Below are 15,053 nucleotides of genomic sequence, written 5' to 3'. Positions count from 1 at the left end.
GCGGTCTGACGGTTGACGTGGCCCGCCAGGGCGCTATCCTGCCCGTATGCCCCGACGAAAAGCAGCAGTCATAGCCGCACCTAGAGACACGTCATCCGACGAGGTGGCACTTCGCGCCCTCTACCACAAGGATCCGTTGCGCATCCTGCCAAATGCACTGTGGAAGACCGTCGCGCGCCTGCAGTCCCTGGAGTGCCGGTTCATTGATGACGCCGGCTCGGTGACGGGTGTCGAACTGCGAGAGCCTGGGAAGCTGCTCATCTATGGCACACGGACACAGGACCCCCTGAAGGCTGCGTCGGTCAAACTGGATGGTGTCCCCACGGTGTACATCCACAACGACTTCGTGGCTCCACTTGCCCCATGGTTCGACCGCAAGGAGGCCTTCTTTCGTCTGGTCCATACCGGCAGTGAACTACCGCTGCGCGCTACGGTCCCCGGCTACACCATCCGACAAGTTGACACGACAACTGAACTCCCACTCGTGGCGACCATCCTGCACGCCTGCTACGATACCTCTACGCCGGGCACCAACGAGATCGCAATGTGGACGAAGCGTCCGGTCTTCGCCCCGCGCGCTTGGCTGTGGATCATCGACCGCAAGGAAAAGCGCCCAATCGCTCTCGGCATCGCTGAGACCGACAGGCTCACTGGAGAAGGGTCCCTCGAGTGGATTCAGGTCCTGCCTGCATTCCGCAGTCTCGGACTGGGCACCATGCTGGTGCAGGAGCTTGTCTATCGCCTGGAACAGAAGGTCGCGTTCACGACGGTTGTCGGCCAGATGAAAAATCCCTGCGAACCGGAGCATCTTTTCCGACGCTGCGGCTTCGCCGGTCGCGACGTCTGGTGGGTCCTGCACCGCTAGCCCCACTTCTTCGTCCTAGATCGTCAGCATTCCCCCATGGTCCTTCAGCCAGCGCCTGCACACGTCGTAGTACGGCAGGACCGACGCGACAACCACCCAGAACCGCGCAGAGTGGTTCATCTCGCGCTGATGCGCCAGCTCGTGCACAACCACGTAGTCGACCACATCCATGGGAGCCATGATGAGGCGCCAGGCGAAGCTGACGGTGCCGCTCGTACTGCACGAGCCCCAGCGTCGCTCGGCGCCAGTGATACGCAGTCGGGGGAGGCTCACGCCGACCAGGGGCGCATAGTGATGGACGCGCTCAGCAAGAAGCTCACGTGCCCGGGCGCGGTACCACTCCTCGAAGACCACTTCCCCGCGGTCGAACGCCGCCATGTCCAGACTGAACCCTGTCTTCTCGTCGAAGGCCAGCGGCATTTTCTGGAACGCGAGGACCACGAACGGCCATTCTCGCCCTAGGTAAGGGAAGCGTTCTCCCGTCAGGAAGTCGTGGCGTGGCAACCGGGACACGTGGCTGCGCGCCTTTGCAAGCTTGTCCTCGATCCACCCTGCCTTCTCCCGCAGCAGGGACTCCACAAACCACACGGGCGTTCGTGCAGGAGCCCTCACCACTAGCGTCGCGTCCGGCCGTACCTCAAGTCCCACAGTCCGGCGACGGGACCTCACCAGCACGTATGCCCCCGCGACGGGACTCGTGCGCTGTTCCCCTTCCGGCTTCTTCACGCCCATGAATTGTGATTCTCTTTGGGGTCAGGCACTATGATCTTCACATTCCAGTTGTCACTGTCGAGTGCTCCTCGGTTCCAAGTTCCCACATTTTCCATGCGAGTATTGTGCCCCCATGTCGCAGAAGCGCAACCGGCACGTCTGGGAAACTTCACCCACGTGGAAACCAGACGGAACCGCAGACACCTAGTCGTATGCCAGACGGATCTCCTCGGTAGCAAGCGTGGGCTGGATCAGCTCCTGCCATATGGGCGACTTCCACGAACCCAAAGCGTCATGGATCTTGAAGTACTTCTGAGGGATGGGGTGAGTTCCGACAACCACAGGGATGCCATATTGCTCTTCGATGAACCGTCGGAAGTAGTCGATCCGCGTGCACGGTGGATAGCCCACAAGCATGCCCGTGGCCAGATGGATGACGGTTACCCCGTTCTTCTTCATTTCGGCGGGAGCATATTCGATATTGCCCCCAGGACATCCACCGCATGTGGTACAGCCAACAAGCTCCACTTCCTTCCCCGCGTAAATGCTGAAGCCACCCTCGCGATTCTTCATAGCCCTGAAGCACTTCCCTCCTGCACAGGTATGGTACCTGTTGCACATGATCATCCCGACACGCATGATCTCGCCGCTCATTGAACCTCCTCATCACACAACAAATTCACGCCAGTCAGTCTAGCCTCATTCGGCCTAGCAGGCCAGAGCAAGACGCAGACCGACGATGCAATGGCGTGCTTGCAGACACAAAGAGATCCCCAGGCGATAGACCTGGGGATCTGACTCACATGCTGGGAAGGGGCTTGTGCTGTTTCTCTATCAGATGATATCTGGCTGACGTCAGCCGTCGCCGGAACACGGCGTTTATGACGCCTTGGGAGAAGGTGCAGGATTCGCAGCGGCAAAGACCGTGGACGGGGTGGTAATATACTCCGCCAGAGCCTCGGTGACGGGTGCGAAGGCTGCCATCTTCACGTCCTCCACATGTCCCGTGTCGGCAAGAGCGGTCACCGTGGGATCGATGGGCAGCCGTGCAAGGACGGGAGCTCCGATGTGGTCTGCCAGTTCCTCGGCATGACTGGGCCCAAACACCTCAAATATCTCTCCACAGTGAGGACACGTGACCATCGCCATGTTCTCGACGATGCCCAGAATCCGCTTGTTCATCTGCTTCGCCAAGCCTGCAGCCTTCTCGACGATCATGCTGGCAAGCTCCTGCGGCGTCGTAACCATGAGGATACCATCGACAGGCAGGGACTGGAACGCCGTCAGGGGGACGTCGGCAGTTCCAGGTGGCAGGTCCACGATGAGAACGTCCAGATCTCCCCACGCCACATCTGTCCAGAACTGCTTGATGGCGGATGTGAGCAGTGGGCCGCGCCAGATGACCGGCTGGCCGGCATCGTCCAGGAACAGGTTCATGGAGATGATTTTGACACCGGTTGCTGTCTCGGGAGGGATGATCCCGACCATTGAGGACTCGGGTCGCGCGGTCAGACCGAATAAGCGCGGGATGGATGGGCCCGTAATGTCCGCATCCATGATACCCACCTTCAGTCCGCGTCGTGCCAGCTCAACCGCCGCCATGGCAGACACCAGGGACTTGCCTACGCCGCCCTTGCCGCTGGCGACTGCAAGCACGTGCCGCACGTGGTTGATCTGTGAGGTCATGCTCTCATTTTCTGCAGTTGTCATGTCCCTCTCCTTCATGATGACAGGATACCTTTCCAGCCAGATTGACAAATGTCCCTGCACGGTAGGACTCCACAATCTCATCCAGGTTGCTCATGTCCGTCTGCATCACGGAGTAGCCTGCAGCAGTGAGTGCGTTCATGGCGCCCGTCCCCATTCCACCAGCAATGATAGTGTCGCAGCCGTGTGCTGCGTCGGCCATGCGGCCGTGCACCTCTTCGTGGCTCACATCTGATTCTCCATGATTCTCCTCTCCATGAACGTGCGCAAACTTATCACGCAGTTCTGATGCGGTCACCTTGCCGTCCGTAATCTCGACGATCTTGTAGTAGTGAGCACGGCCGAAGTGCTGACACAGTGCCGTGCCATCGTCGGTCGGTAATGCGATTCGTGTGATCATGCCGATACCTCCTGGTTTTTTTTCCTGGCGCCTGTGGACTGGTACGCCGTTCATGTCCGCGTCCCACGCCCGGGCGACTGTCAACGGATAGCCACCGACGAGCGACGCAGCGACCTTGTGGCGAGCGCCCGCAAGGATGCGATGGAACGTACTCTGGGAGATGTCCATACGGTGCGCCGCTTCCGTCTGGTCCAAGTCCAGCAGATCGCTGAGACGCAACGCCTCCATTTCGTCGGCCCCAAGGACGTGCAACGTCCCTGGGGCCTCTGGACAGAAGGGCTGCGCTCGGTCATATGTACCGCACCTGCGGGCAACCTGTCGTCCTGGCATGTCATCTCCTTGTATGATATGAATATATATTCATTTCGTTTGAATGTCAATCTCCGCGTGGAGGCTGAAGCCCTTGCATCTCATGGCCGGGGATGTTCGCCGGACGGTGAAACGAAAACCCCGGGATGTTCTCCCGGGGGTACAACTTTCAGAGATGGAGGGGTCAGCCTGCGACGCAGCTGTCAACGTAGACACGACGGCCACCCGGGCTAGCGTCGTTGCTGCATGACCTTGTCCTGCGCCGCGACTGCCACAGCCAGTCCCATGCTACGGCATGTGGATGCGTTCCCAGGGCTCTAGGGACTGGATGACAGCGCGCTCACCTTCCAGGCACCGGCTCCCTGCGGAATGATGGATACCCAGCGAACGTTGCGGCCGTTGTTCCATCCGTACTTCTCCTGTAGCTCAGATGTCTGCACATCCAGCGTCACCTTGTAGAACTCGCGCTCGGCCGTCCACAGCTCGAGGCTCGCCTGCTCCACGCTCACGACGGTCAGTGCACTCAGGCTCTGGAAGTTGGCCAGCCACTTCTGGGCAGTGGCTTCGGTGGATGATGCCGCACTCGCAAGCTGACGTACAGCCCACTCGGGTTGCCCCGTGCTGATGAACCCGAAAAACTGGCGGAGGTCCTTCTCGTGGTTGTCCGTCCGAGGCTTCGACAGGGCTTCGCGGTCTATGGGCAGCTCCATGGGCTCATTCCGGTCGTTGACGGCCCGGAGGACGGCGCCCGTAATACCATCGACGAAGAACCAGTAAATCAGCGTACCTCCGGAGGCAAGCGTCTCAGAGAAGGAGAACACCCACCCCGGCCGTTGGCTGCCGTCGCTGGCATGGTCGTAGGTGAACTCCGTCCAAGTGAGAGCTGAAAACTCTGCACCCTGAGCGGCTGCGGCCTTTGCAGCATCCTTCATGGCCACGGCGGGACGCTCTCTCGGCCAGTCAGCGCCCATGGCCATCTTCGAAAAACTCCGTGTCCCGATGTCTCTGCTGGCTATGGCCGTACCTTGGATGCTGAACATCATCCAGTTCTCGCCGACGGGGTCGGCATACCAGACGAACCAGGCCGATGACCGGTCGCTGTCCTGCCAGTCGGAGGCAAGGCACATCGTGAGCGACTCACGTTCCTCGACGGGCGCAAGGCGCCACAGCACAGCATCACCGAAGTTTTTCTTCGCCTCCGGCCAAGCGAGTTCGGCAGCCTCGACGGAGGTCAAGCCGACTGTCTGTGACGGACCCCCGGACGTACGACCCTTGCATCCGACCAGCGAGCAGGAGACGACACACAGCAGAAGACAGAGTACGACGAGACGACGAGTGGTCATAGCCACCTCCGGTGGACGATGTCCTTGAGTCCTGCCCTTAGTGTGAACAGAGGAGGCCCGGTGTCAAGGAAAGGTATTGCCTCATCTATTCTGTACTCGAAATCGGATCGTTGCCTCACGAGTAAACCTACTCCAACACACTTGACTGAGGAGGAACCATGGAAGAGGGTGAACAGAGGAGAGGAGAGGTGAGGAGATGGGGTTAACGGTGAAGCAACGACAAGCCGTCATGAAGGAACTGCGAGGACAATATCTCCATACGCCCCCGCACGAGAAGTCGAGGATCCTGAATGGGTTCGTGGACCTGACGCATCTCAACCGTTCGTACGCACGCAGCACCCTGCGAGCGAGGGCAACGCAGGGAACAGGTCCCGTGCATCACCCTCGGGCATCCGTCACCATGGCGGCGGTCCTCCCTGCGCTCACCGAGTTCTGGCATCCATCGGACAGACTCTGTGGCAAGCGTCTGGTCCCGTTCCTGCGGCGCATCATCCCCTCCCCTGACCCAGGGACAGCTTGACCTCGCTCCTGCTCTTCGTGATCTCCTCCTCCACATGATTCCGGCCACCTGTGACCGGCTGCTCCAGGACGTGCGCACCAAGGAGGGACCCTGGGAACACCCGCACCCTCGTCCCGGCATGCTCCTCCTGCGGCAGGTCCTTGTCAAGACTGCTGCTAAGTGGGACCCTCCCCAGCCAGGGTTCGTCGCCGTGGACCTGGTGACCCATGAAGGCAGTGTAGCCGGGGGAGAATATGCCTGCACCCTGGACGTCACCGACGTCGTCACGGGGTGGACCGAGACCAGGGCCGTGCGGAACAAGAGTCAGGAGTATGTCTTTGCTACACTGAGAGGCATTCGCGGCGACCTCCCGTTCCCGCTCCTGGGCATCCATTCGGATAACGGAAGCGAGTTCATGAACGGCCACCTGATCCACACCTGTCATCAGCAGCACATCACCAAGGCACGGTCACGTCCGTACAGGAAGAACGACAACTGCTTCGTGGAGCAGAAGAACTGGAGCATCGTCCGCAAGACGGTCTGGTATCTCCGGTATGACACCGAAAAGGAAGTCGGGCTCATGAACAAGATCTGCCAGTCTCTTCGCCTGTTCACCAACTTCTTCCTGCCGGTGATGCAGCTCACCCACAAGACACGACAGGGAGCCAAGGTCACCCGCTCATATGATGCACCCTGCTCTCCGTATGAGCGTGTCTTGGTGTCCCCCTGTATCACCAAGGAAGCAAAGGAGGCACTCAGGGCTCAGTACCAGCATCTTGATCCCGTCGCTTTCCATGATACGTTCCTTGAGGATGAACGGCATTAGCGGGAGCTTGTCCTCACCAGGAAACAAGACCAACTCCACATCATTCCGAGGAAAGCTAGGGACTGGCAACTTCACACGGTTTCGAGTACATTCTGATGTGAGGCAACAACTCCCCGTTCGAGTAGGTCTATCTGTGAGGCAATAGGGGACACCCGAACCTGTCTGACCTCAGTGCACGCCGGCGAGGAACGTCGGGATGGCAGTACGGTACGACTGGTCCTTCGGACCGCTACCGTCGCCTTGAACGACCATGTGGCCTGCGTCATCCACCAGGTCAAGGTGGACGTTGTCTCCTCCGACGTCCTCGAACAGCGGTGTGTTTTCGACCGAGATCTCGCTGGCGGCTGTCCCATACATGAGGACGATGCTATGTGTCTTCTCTGACAGGATCCAGAAGTCCGCCAGTTACCTGATGAGGAGCGCGACGACGAACAGCACGACCATCAGAGCGGAGGCGATGAACAAGATTTGGCGCTCCTGCTCCGTGGGTGTGGGGATGGAACCCTGCCACCATGAGCGCGCAGGGAACCGGGCCGGCTGGAACGCAGACCACGAGGTGCCCCGGCTCGTCGTCGACCACGAATCCCGCGGAGTGGAGCGCACTCTCGTCCAGGAACGCTGCCCGGCGCGCACGACGGCGTTTCGGACGCACACCAGCACCGGACGTGCGCCGGCCGGCCACCACGAGGTCAGCTGCGCTGGTCGCGGGATAGATGAAGGCGTCTTCGAGGAACTGGAGCCCACGTGTTCGACGAGCACGCACCCGCAAGACGGGCATCGTTCGGACTCCCATGGAATGACGACATGGCAGAAAGGACAGGGACGGTATCCGGTGGGCATGTCTCCATATGAGCCATTCATACTCTGCCACAAGTTTGGCTGCGTCTTGTCCGGATGTTCCTCTTCCATAAGGGACCTCCTACTCCGAAATGCATTCCGCCTGAGCGGCGTGAGCACCACCCAAGGGTATGCAATAAAGGCTGCCGGTCCCTCTTGGCCAAAGGAACCGGCAACTTGTTTCAAACCTGCTCTGATGTTTTCTACTTCCTGGTCAGCAAATGACAGGCGACGGTATGTCCGGGCGCAACTTCGATCATCGCGGGCTCCTGCTCTTTGCAGATGGGCATCGCGTAGGGACACCGCGTGCGGAAGTGGCAGCCGGACGGAGGGTTTATCGGTGAAGGGACATCCCCCTGAAGGATAATCCGCTCTCGTTTGACGTCAGGGTCAGGAACAGGCACTGCCGAGAGCAGAGCCTGTGTGTACGGGTGAAACGGGTGGTCGAACAGCTCATCGTTGTCTGCAGTCTCGACGATCTTGCCAAGGTACATGACCGCAACGCGGTCAGACATGTGGCGCACGACGGCAAGGTCATGAGCAATGAAGAGATACGTCAGGTTCAGCCTTTGCTGAAGCTCCTGGAGCAAGTTGATGATCTGCGACTGAATCGACACGTCCAAGGCCGAGATGGGCTCATCCAAGACAAGCAGTTCTGGATTGATAATAATCGCACGGGCAACCCCGATACGCTGACGCTGACCACCGGAGAACTCATGAGGATAGCGCCTCTCGTACTCGGGGCGCAAGCCCACAGTCTCCATCATCGTGGCAACGGCCTGTTGGCGTTCCTTGCGGGTGCCGATGCTATGTACATCCAGAGGTTCCCGAATGATATCACCCACAGGCATACGTGGGTTGAGTGAACCATACGGGTCCTGGAACATGATCTGCATGTTCCGACGGAGGGGCCGCATCTGGTTCGGAGTAAGCTTGGAGATATCCTTCCCTTTGTAGATGATCTTTCCACTAGTGGGTTGCAAGAGCTTCAGCATGGTGCGTCCGGTGGTCGTCTTGCCTGATCCGGATTCTCCCACCAAGCTCAAGGTCTCGCCCTGATCGATGAAGAAACTCACCTCGTCCACAGCCCTGACTGAGGCCACGGTCGTAGAGAAGACTCCTCCCTTGATGGGGAACCACTTCTTGAGTTTCTGGACTTCTACGAGTCTGGTTGCCATGGTCATTTCTCCTCTCTACCTATGGCTCGATGGGATGGAAGCAGCGTACTAGATGACCGGGGGTAAGCTCGAGAATCTCCGGCTCTTCCTCTCTGCACTTCTCCGTAGCAAATGGGCAGCGCGGGTTGAAACGGCAACCCTTGGGCATGTGGTATGGGGAGGGGACCATGCCCTCAATAGCGGGCAATGGCTCGTTGGTCCTCTTCTCGGTGAATTTCGGAATAGACTTCAACAGACCGTACGTGTACGGATGACGTGGAGACTTGAAAACCTCTCTGGCAGAAGCACTCTCGACAATCTTGCCGGCATAGGCAATGTTAATGGTGTCTGCCATTTCCGCGACGACGGCAAGGTTATGGGTAATGATGAGAATGGCCATGCCCAGCTTTTTCTGAAGTCCGCGCATCAGGTCAAGAATCTGAGCCTGGATCGTGACGTCGAGCGCCGTCGTAGCTTCATCAGAGATCAGGAGCTCAGGGTTCGAGGACAGTGCCATGGCGATCATGACTCTCTGCCGCATGCCGCCGCTCATCTCGTGAGGGTACTGGCTGAAGCGCTGCTCCGGCTCGGGGATACCGACCAGGTGAAGCATCTCGATGGTACGCTTCTTCGCCTCGGTGGCATGGATCTTCTGATGGAGGGTAATGGCTTCACTGATCTGATCACCAATTGTGTAGACAGGGTTGAGCGATGTCATGGGTTCCTGGAAGATCATGGAGATCTTGTCACCACGTATCAAGCGTATCTCTTCTTCGTTCTTCTTGAGAAGGTCTTCCCCGTGGAAGAAGATCTGGCCTCCGATGATCTTTCCAGGAGGATTAGGAATGAGGCGCATGATCGAGAGGGCTGTAACGGATTTTCCGCAACCAGACTCGCCCACCAAACCTACAACCTCTCCCTGGTGAATCGTCAGATCAATGCCGTCCACGGCCGGAACTACGCCGTCCTCCGTATAGAAGAACGTGCGCAGGTTCTTGATATCAACAAGTACCTCTCGGTTGTCCATGTCTCCCCCCTAGAGCTTCAGCCTTGGATCCATTGCATCACGAAGACCGTCTCCAAGGAAATTGAAGCTAAGGACCGTTATAAATATCATTATACCTGGCCAGATGACCAAACGAGGCGCAATGAAAATGTCCTGCTGAGCATTAGTGAGCATGTTGCCCCATGTAGGTGTAGAAGATGGAACACCTAATCCAAGGAAACTCAAACCGGCTTCAGATAAGATAGCTCCTCCGACAGTTAACGTAACAGAAACTAAGATGGGAGCCATTGCATTTGGCAAAAGATGCCTGAACATAATCCTCAGATTGCTTACGCCTATAGCTTTAGCTGCCTCAGCATATTCGTTCTCCTTCAAAGATAGAAACATTCCTCTGACTAGCCTTGCATCTACCATCCATCCTAAAAAGGAAAAAACCAGAATGATATTAATAACTCCCTGCCCCATTACTTTTGCAAGAGCCATATAAATTGGAAAAGAAGGAACAGAGAGAAAAGCATCTGTAATTCTCATCAGAATGTTATCAAGTACCCCTCCATAATATCCGGCAAATGCTCCAACTATAATTCCAAATATAATAGGAAGAATAGCAGCTGAAAAACCGACAATCAAAGAGATTCTCCCCCCATACATTAATCTTGTGAAAGTATCGTGACCCAAATTATCAGTACCAAACAAATATCGAGAATTTGGAGAACCATATAGATAGGAAAAATCACTGTAAGTAGGCTCGTACTTGAAAAACAAGGGAACAACAAAACAAAAAATCAAAATAGAAATAAGAATTCCCAGTGAAATAACTGCCAATTTATGCTTTAGAAGTCTTCTAATGACCATTGAGAAATAGCTCTCCGGCCCCGATCCTGCAAGTTGAACCTCAGTTTCAAATGGACTCATAAGCCACCCTTAACTATACTTTATTCGTGGATCTGCTATAGCATAAAGCAAATCTGCGGCAAAATTAAAAATCACAACAAGGATAGCAAGCACCATTAAAGTACCCATAGACAAAAATGTGTCAGATGTTGTTATTGCGGTGTATAGCAACCTTCCAATACCAGATATTGAAAAGACCGTCTCTGTTAGAACAGCGCCTCCAAATAGTCCCGGAATGGCCAACATAAGAAGCGTTATAATAGGGATTAAAGCATTTCTTAATGCATGCTTGTATATTACTGTTCTTTCGGACAAGCCCTTGGCTCGCGCTGTCCTAACATAATCCATCCTGAGAACTTCTAGCATAGACGATCTCGTATATCGCGTCCAAGATGCCATCTCCTGTAAACCTAAGACTATTGCAGGCATAATGAGATATTTAAGATGGTCCAAGAACCTCATAAGAAAATTGGCTGTGTCCATTCCTTGTGAAGAATACCCACCAAGAGGCAACCACCCGAGCTTAACGCCAAACAAAAGCATTAGCATTAGTCCGAACCAGAAAACAGGCATTGCCATTCCAAAAAAAGCGAGAGCAGTTGCAGCGTAATCAAGCAAAGAATATTGCTTCAGTGCTGAATATATGCCAATTGGTATAGCTATAGCTACTGAGATCAAGAATGAAAGTCCCATTAGCGCTAGAGTGACAGGCATTCTTGCCTTGATAAGCACCAAAACAGCGTCATGGTATTCCCTTGAATATCCCCACTCTCCCGTAAAAAAGGCTTTGAACCAATAAACAAATCTTACTAACAAAGGCTTATCCATCCCATAGATTCTCTCTAATTTCGTAATTGTTTCAGCCGTAATTCTTGGATTAGAAGTAAGAAGTGACCTCAAGCTGTTCCCGGTTAGAGAAAGAGTGATAAAGATGAAGAAGGAAATTATCAACAAGAGTGGTACTAATTGCAGCAGCCTTCTAATTATATAGTTCCGCACTTGATCCTCCGTTATGAAAAGGTTAAAAACTGCCAGCAGGCTCATGGCCTGCTGGCATACAAAACAATCTTTTCTTTAGTCCCTGCTATTGTTTATAGGTAAACGGAAAATCATCTGTCCAAGTCTTAAAAGGATATGGTTTGTATGACTTTACATTGGCACCTACATAAGTATGATCTACCCAGTTAAGCAAGAAAATAGAAGGCTCCTGGTCTGTCCAAATCTTCATTGCAGCTTTCAAATTCGGAATCACTGTCGCCATGTTTGCACTATTATTCGCAGCCGTAATTGCTTTATCAAAATCAGCATTGCTCCATCTAGCATTGTTGCTTGTATTATAGTCGTTTTCTGCTGTTGGAATCATTTCAGTGGTCCATATCTGATCTGATGCTGCGGTTAAATCAAATGGTGAACCTCCTCCCCAAGCATAGACTGTAGCTTGGAAGTCCCCCATAGGAACCGTCTCGGTCATTGCAACACTCCAGGAAATTGATTTCGTTGTAATTGATACACCTACTTGTTTCCACTGTTTTATCAACACTTCAACCGTTGATGCTCTTGCTGGCTTTTCTGGAGAAATTGTAATCTGGATTTCAAGCTTTTTTCCATCCTTGTATCTATAGCCGTCCGCTCCCAATATCCATCCTGCTTCATCCAACAATGCATTTGCTTTAGAAACACTATACGGATACATTGTCACCAACGATGGATCCCAAACTGACAGGTTATCAAACCAGTCATAAGAGGGAGTGTAAGTTCCCTGATAAACAACTTTACTAATTTCATCTCTATCTGTAGCATAAGCCAAGGCTCTTCTTACTCTTACATCAGACAGAATTGGGTCCTCGGTATTCAGACATATGTGTTCACGATACGTTGATGGAACAAATATCACATTTACACTACCCTTCATTTTGTCCCGTATCATGTTAGCTTGTTGGGCTGTAGAACCTGTATTGACAGCAATATCTACCTTTTTTGCAAGCAAGTTGGCCATAATTGTATTAGTATTTGGAATTGCATACTGAATAACGGTCTTTGAAACAGGCTCACCGTAGAACCAATTGGTGTTTATTCCGAACTCAAGTCTTTCACCTTTTACCCATTTTGTAAGTTTATAGGGCCCAGTTCCCACTGGATTATCCCAATAAGAGTCATTTGCCAATTCTCCAGGGTTTGCTTCAAACTTTGCACGAAGTAGATGCTCAGGATACAGTGTAGAACCATATGTGAATCCCAATAAATCGGCTACGTTGAAGTAATAAATAACCGTATAGGCATCTGGGGTTTCAACTTTCTCTATCTTTAAGTCCATAGTGTTATCGACAATAGGGACATCAGGATTCTTTCTCACTTCCCATGCAAATTCCAAATCCTTTGAGGTAAACGGTTGCCCATCAGACCATTTAAGGCCCTTCCTGAGCCTATAAGTGACGGTCATTGTTTCTTTTCCATTTACATCATTAATTTTCCAAAGACCATTTGCCTGTGAGGGGACTTCTCTCGCCATTCTTGGATAATAAACTGAAGGACTTTCATCTAATCCAATTAAGCCATCGTAAATAAGATCTGCAGTATCAACGCTTACTGCAAAATTTGCAAACTCTTGGCCCGCAAGATCAGCAGGTTCCTGAGATTCTGCAAAAGTCAACACCGGCGTGTTTTTTGGAGGAACAACCATCATATATATACTATTTGCACATTCAGCACGAGTAGCACTAACAAGCGGTGCTATCAATCTTCCTTTCCTGTAGTTCATCATTTGAACTTCTGGGCTATAAGCTATAGTTACAGCGCCATATGCCCATGTTGCAACTTTTTGCTCATCATTAGCCATTGCCATAGGCTGTTCTAGAGTTTTGTTCAAATTCAAGGCTTGACTCTCTTTCCCAACAACTCTCACACCAAGAACAGCAAGCTCCTGCCTGGTAATAGAGCTTGCAGGTTTAAATGTTCCACCTGGATAACCTTTGATATACCCAGCCTTGGCAGCTGCCTCGACATAGCCGAATGACCAGCGGGACGCTGCAACATCGGTGAACGTGGGCCTAGAGGGTTTCACCAAGGCAAGACCCTTGGCGACAACGATCATCTTGGCGAACTCTTCACGAGTCACCAGGCCCTCAGGCTTGAACGTGCCATCGGCATACCCAATGATGACCTTCTTGGCGGCCAGCGCGGTGATCTGGTCATAGGCCCAATATGACGCTGCAACGTCCTTGAAGCCAGCGGCGTTCGCGGTCAGTACTGGGGAACAGACGGCAAGCAGCATAACGACTGCAAGAACAATAGACAGGAATCTCCTCATGTAATTCTCCTCCCTTAACAGAGTAGGTGCTGTAAACAATTTCAGGTGGAACGGTGGTTGGCTAGCACCTCCTTCTTCGCAAGCAGTTATCGCATTCATTGGACTCATTCACTCAGTCACGGTTACCAATTAGAAAGATGCGTCCCCAGACCTACACACATAGCGCACCTTCTTGTTGCGCCACGATGCATGGAAAAACACGTCAACAACTATTTCAACATTACACAAACGGTTTTTTTTGTCAAGCAAGGAGCGATGGGGTTGGGCGCCAAACGAATTGTGTCGGCAATCATTCGGACACCTTGATGCGGCAGCGCGTTCTTGTGGCGAATAATGAAGGTGACGAGCACCCTCCGTGGACGCGCCCAGGATGTGAAAAGGGGCCTTCTCACGAAGACGCCCGACAGCTTGCGGGACAGAAAACGGTCGATCAAACTTTGTTCTCCTGCTGTTCCTTGCGCCACTTGAAGAAGTCGAGGGCCACCTGAGGGAAGATGGCATACGACAGGACGTCTTCCTCCTGCTGGGTATATTCCTTGATCTCTTCGCGGAACTTGGCCATCTGGGGTTCAATCAGGTCTGCAGGACGGCAGTTGATGGTCGGTTCGTCACCAATGATCAGCTGCTTGATTTCGTCGGAGATCGGCACCGACGCACGGCCATACTCGCCCTTGACGAGTGCCTTGGTCTCCTTGGTGCACTGCACGTATCGGCCCATCATCACGTTGAACACGGCCTGCGTTCCGACGATCTGTGAGGTAGGGGTGACGAGGGGCGGGTAGCCCAGATCCGCACGCACCTGCGGCACCTCCTTGAGGACCTCCTGGTACCGGTCGAGCATGTTGGCTTGCTTGAGCTGGCTGACCATATTGGAGATCATGCCGCCGGGCAGCTGGTAGATGAGCGCGTTCACGTCGACCCCCATCACTTTGGCGTCCAGCAGACCCGATTCCAGTGCCTTCTCGCGGACTGGGATGAAGAACTGCGCCACTGCGTTCAGAGCTTCGAGGTCGATACCCGTGTCATACGGTGTACCCTTGAGCGCGGCTACCATCGTCTCCGTACAAGGCTGGGAAGTCGCCATCGCGAAGGGCGAGATGGCGCAGTCGACTATGTCGGCGCCCGCCTCGATCCCCTTGAGGTACGACTGTCCAGCCAGCCCGGTCGTGTAGTGGCTGTGGATCTGGATGGG

At 53.9% G+C, this 15,053-nt stretch carries 15 protein-coding genes and 1 pseudogene; 3 read left to right on the top strand and 13 right to left on the bottom strand.

All coding sequences use genetic code 11. From position 1 onward, the window contains the following. The first annotated feature begins 46 nt into the window (after positions 1–46). Positions 47–865, top strand: a complete 819-nt coding sequence (locus SMC7_RS06910; protein WP_119089621.1) for a GNAT family N-acetyltransferase — start codon at positions 47–49, stop codon at positions 863–865. A 15-nt stretch (positions 866–880) separates the two neighbouring features. Here the strand turns inward: SMC7_RS06910 and SMC7_RS06905 are convergent, their stop codons facing one another. From SMC7_RS06905 to SMC7_RS06885, 5 genes are all read right to left on the bottom strand, one after another. Next, positions 881–1,597, bottom strand: coding sequence for a M48 family metallopeptidase (locus SMC7_RS06905; protein WP_119089620.1), 717 nt, complete (start codon positions 1,595–1,597; stop codon positions 881–883). A 183-nt stretch (positions 1,598–1,780) separates the two neighbouring features. Continuing rightward, on the bottom strand, positions 1,781–2,230 hold the full coding sequence (locus SMC7_RS06900) for a CGGC domain-containing protein (RefSeq protein WP_119089619.1): 450 nt from the start codon (positions 2,228–2,230) through the stop codon (positions 1,781–1,783). Positions 2,231–2,455: 225 nt separating this feature from the next. Continuing rightward, positions 2,456–3,286: an Mrp/NBP35 family ATP-binding protein gene (locus SMC7_RS06895; RefSeq protein WP_165845214.1), complete on the bottom strand. Its 831-nt coding sequence runs from the start codon at positions 3,284–3,286 to the stop codon at positions 2,456–2,458. Then, complete coding sequence (locus SMC7_RS06890; RefSeq protein WP_119089617.1) at positions 3,267–4,013, bottom strand: NifB/NifX family molybdenum-iron cluster-binding protein; 747 nt, start codon at positions 4,011–4,013, stop codon at positions 3,267–3,269. The genes SMC7_RS06895 and SMC7_RS06890 overlap by 20 nt, the downstream gene beginning before the upstream one ends. Before the next feature lie 296 nt (positions 4,014–4,309). Further along, the gene (locus SMC7_RS06885) at positions 4,310–5,335 is read right to left on the bottom strand and encodes a hypothetical protein (RefSeq protein WP_119089616.1); all 1,026 of its coding nucleotides are present in this window, start codon (positions 5,333–5,335) and stop codon (positions 4,310–4,312) included. 208 nt (positions 5,336–5,543) lie between these two features. Here SMC7_RS06885 and SMC7_RS06880 point away from each other — a divergent pair, with 208 nt between their 5' ends. Both SMC7_RS06880 and SMC7_RS06875 read left to right on the top strand, forming a co-directional pair. Beyond that, on the top strand, positions 5,544–5,855 hold the full coding sequence (locus SMC7_RS06880) for a hypothetical protein (RefSeq protein WP_126850755.1): 312 nt from the start codon (positions 5,544–5,546) through the stop codon (positions 5,853–5,855). Next, entirely contained in the window at positions 5,791–6,660 is an 870-nt protein-coding gene (locus tag SMC7_RS06875; protein WP_165845213.1) for an integrase catalytic domain-containing protein, read from the top strand. Before SMC7_RS06880 ends, SMC7_RS06875 begins: the two co-directional genes overlap by 65 nt. Positions 6,661–6,828: 168 nt before the next feature. Here SMC7_RS06875 and SMC7_RS06870 read toward each other — a convergent pair whose 3' ends face one another. From SMC7_RS06870 to SMC7_RS06830, 8 genes and pseudogenes are all read right to left on the bottom strand, one after another. Continuing rightward, the gene (locus SMC7_RS06870; RefSeq protein ID WP_119089613.1) at positions 6,829–7,017 is read right to left on the bottom strand and encodes a hypothetical protein; all 189 of its coding nucleotides are present in this window, start codon (positions 7,015–7,017) and stop codon (positions 6,829–6,831) included. A 48-nt stretch (positions 7,018–7,065) separates the two neighbouring features. Then, positions 7,066–7,569: a hypothetical protein gene (locus SMC7_RS06865; RefSeq protein ID WP_119089612.1), complete on the bottom strand. Its 504-nt coding sequence runs from the start codon at positions 7,567–7,569 to the stop codon at positions 7,066–7,068. A gap of 131 nt (positions 7,570–7,700) precedes the next feature. After that, positions 7,701–8,675 carry an ABC transporter ATP-binding protein gene (locus SMC7_RS06860; protein WP_119089611.1) on the bottom strand — a complete coding sequence of 325 codons (975 nt, stop codon included), beginning with the start codon at positions 8,673–8,675 and terminating at the stop codon, positions 7,701–7,703. Between the two features lie 19 nt (positions 8,676–8,694). Further along, the gene (locus SMC7_RS06855; RefSeq protein WP_119089610.1) at positions 8,695–9,681 is read right to left on the bottom strand and encodes an ABC transporter ATP-binding protein; all 987 of its coding nucleotides are present in this window, start codon (positions 9,679–9,681) and stop codon (positions 8,695–8,697) included. 9 nt (positions 9,682–9,690) lie between these two features. Next, positions 9,691–10,575: an ABC transporter permease gene (locus SMC7_RS06850; protein WP_119089609.1), complete on the bottom strand. Its 885-nt coding sequence runs from the start codon at positions 10,573–10,575 to the stop codon at positions 9,691–9,693. Positions 10,576–10,584: 9 nt separating this feature from the next. Next, positions 10,585–11,598 carry an ABC transporter permease gene (locus SMC7_RS06845; protein WP_207798750.1) on the bottom strand — a complete coding sequence of 338 codons (1,014 nt, stop codon included), beginning with the start codon at positions 11,596–11,598 and terminating at the stop codon, positions 10,585–10,587. A 40-nt stretch (positions 11,599–11,638) separates the two neighbouring features. Then, positions 11,639–13,861 carry an ABC transporter substrate-binding protein gene (locus SMC7_RS06840; RefSeq protein WP_165845212.1) on the bottom strand — a complete coding sequence of 741 codons (2,223 nt, stop codon included), beginning with the start codon at positions 13,859–13,861 and terminating at the stop codon, positions 11,639–11,641. Between the two features lie 430 nt (positions 13,862–14,291). Further along, a pseudogene (locus SMC7_RS06830) lies at positions 14,292–15,053 on the bottom strand (oxaloacetate decarboxylase subunit alpha); the annotation flags it as partial.

Source organism: Candidatus Cryosericum terrychapinii, assembly GCF_003570925.1.
Classification (GTDB): domain Bacteria; phylum Caldisericota; class Caldisericia; order Cryosericales; family Cryosericaceae; genus Cryosericum; species Cryosericum terrychapinii.
This window is presented reverse-complemented; position numbering and strand designations above follow the sequence as displayed.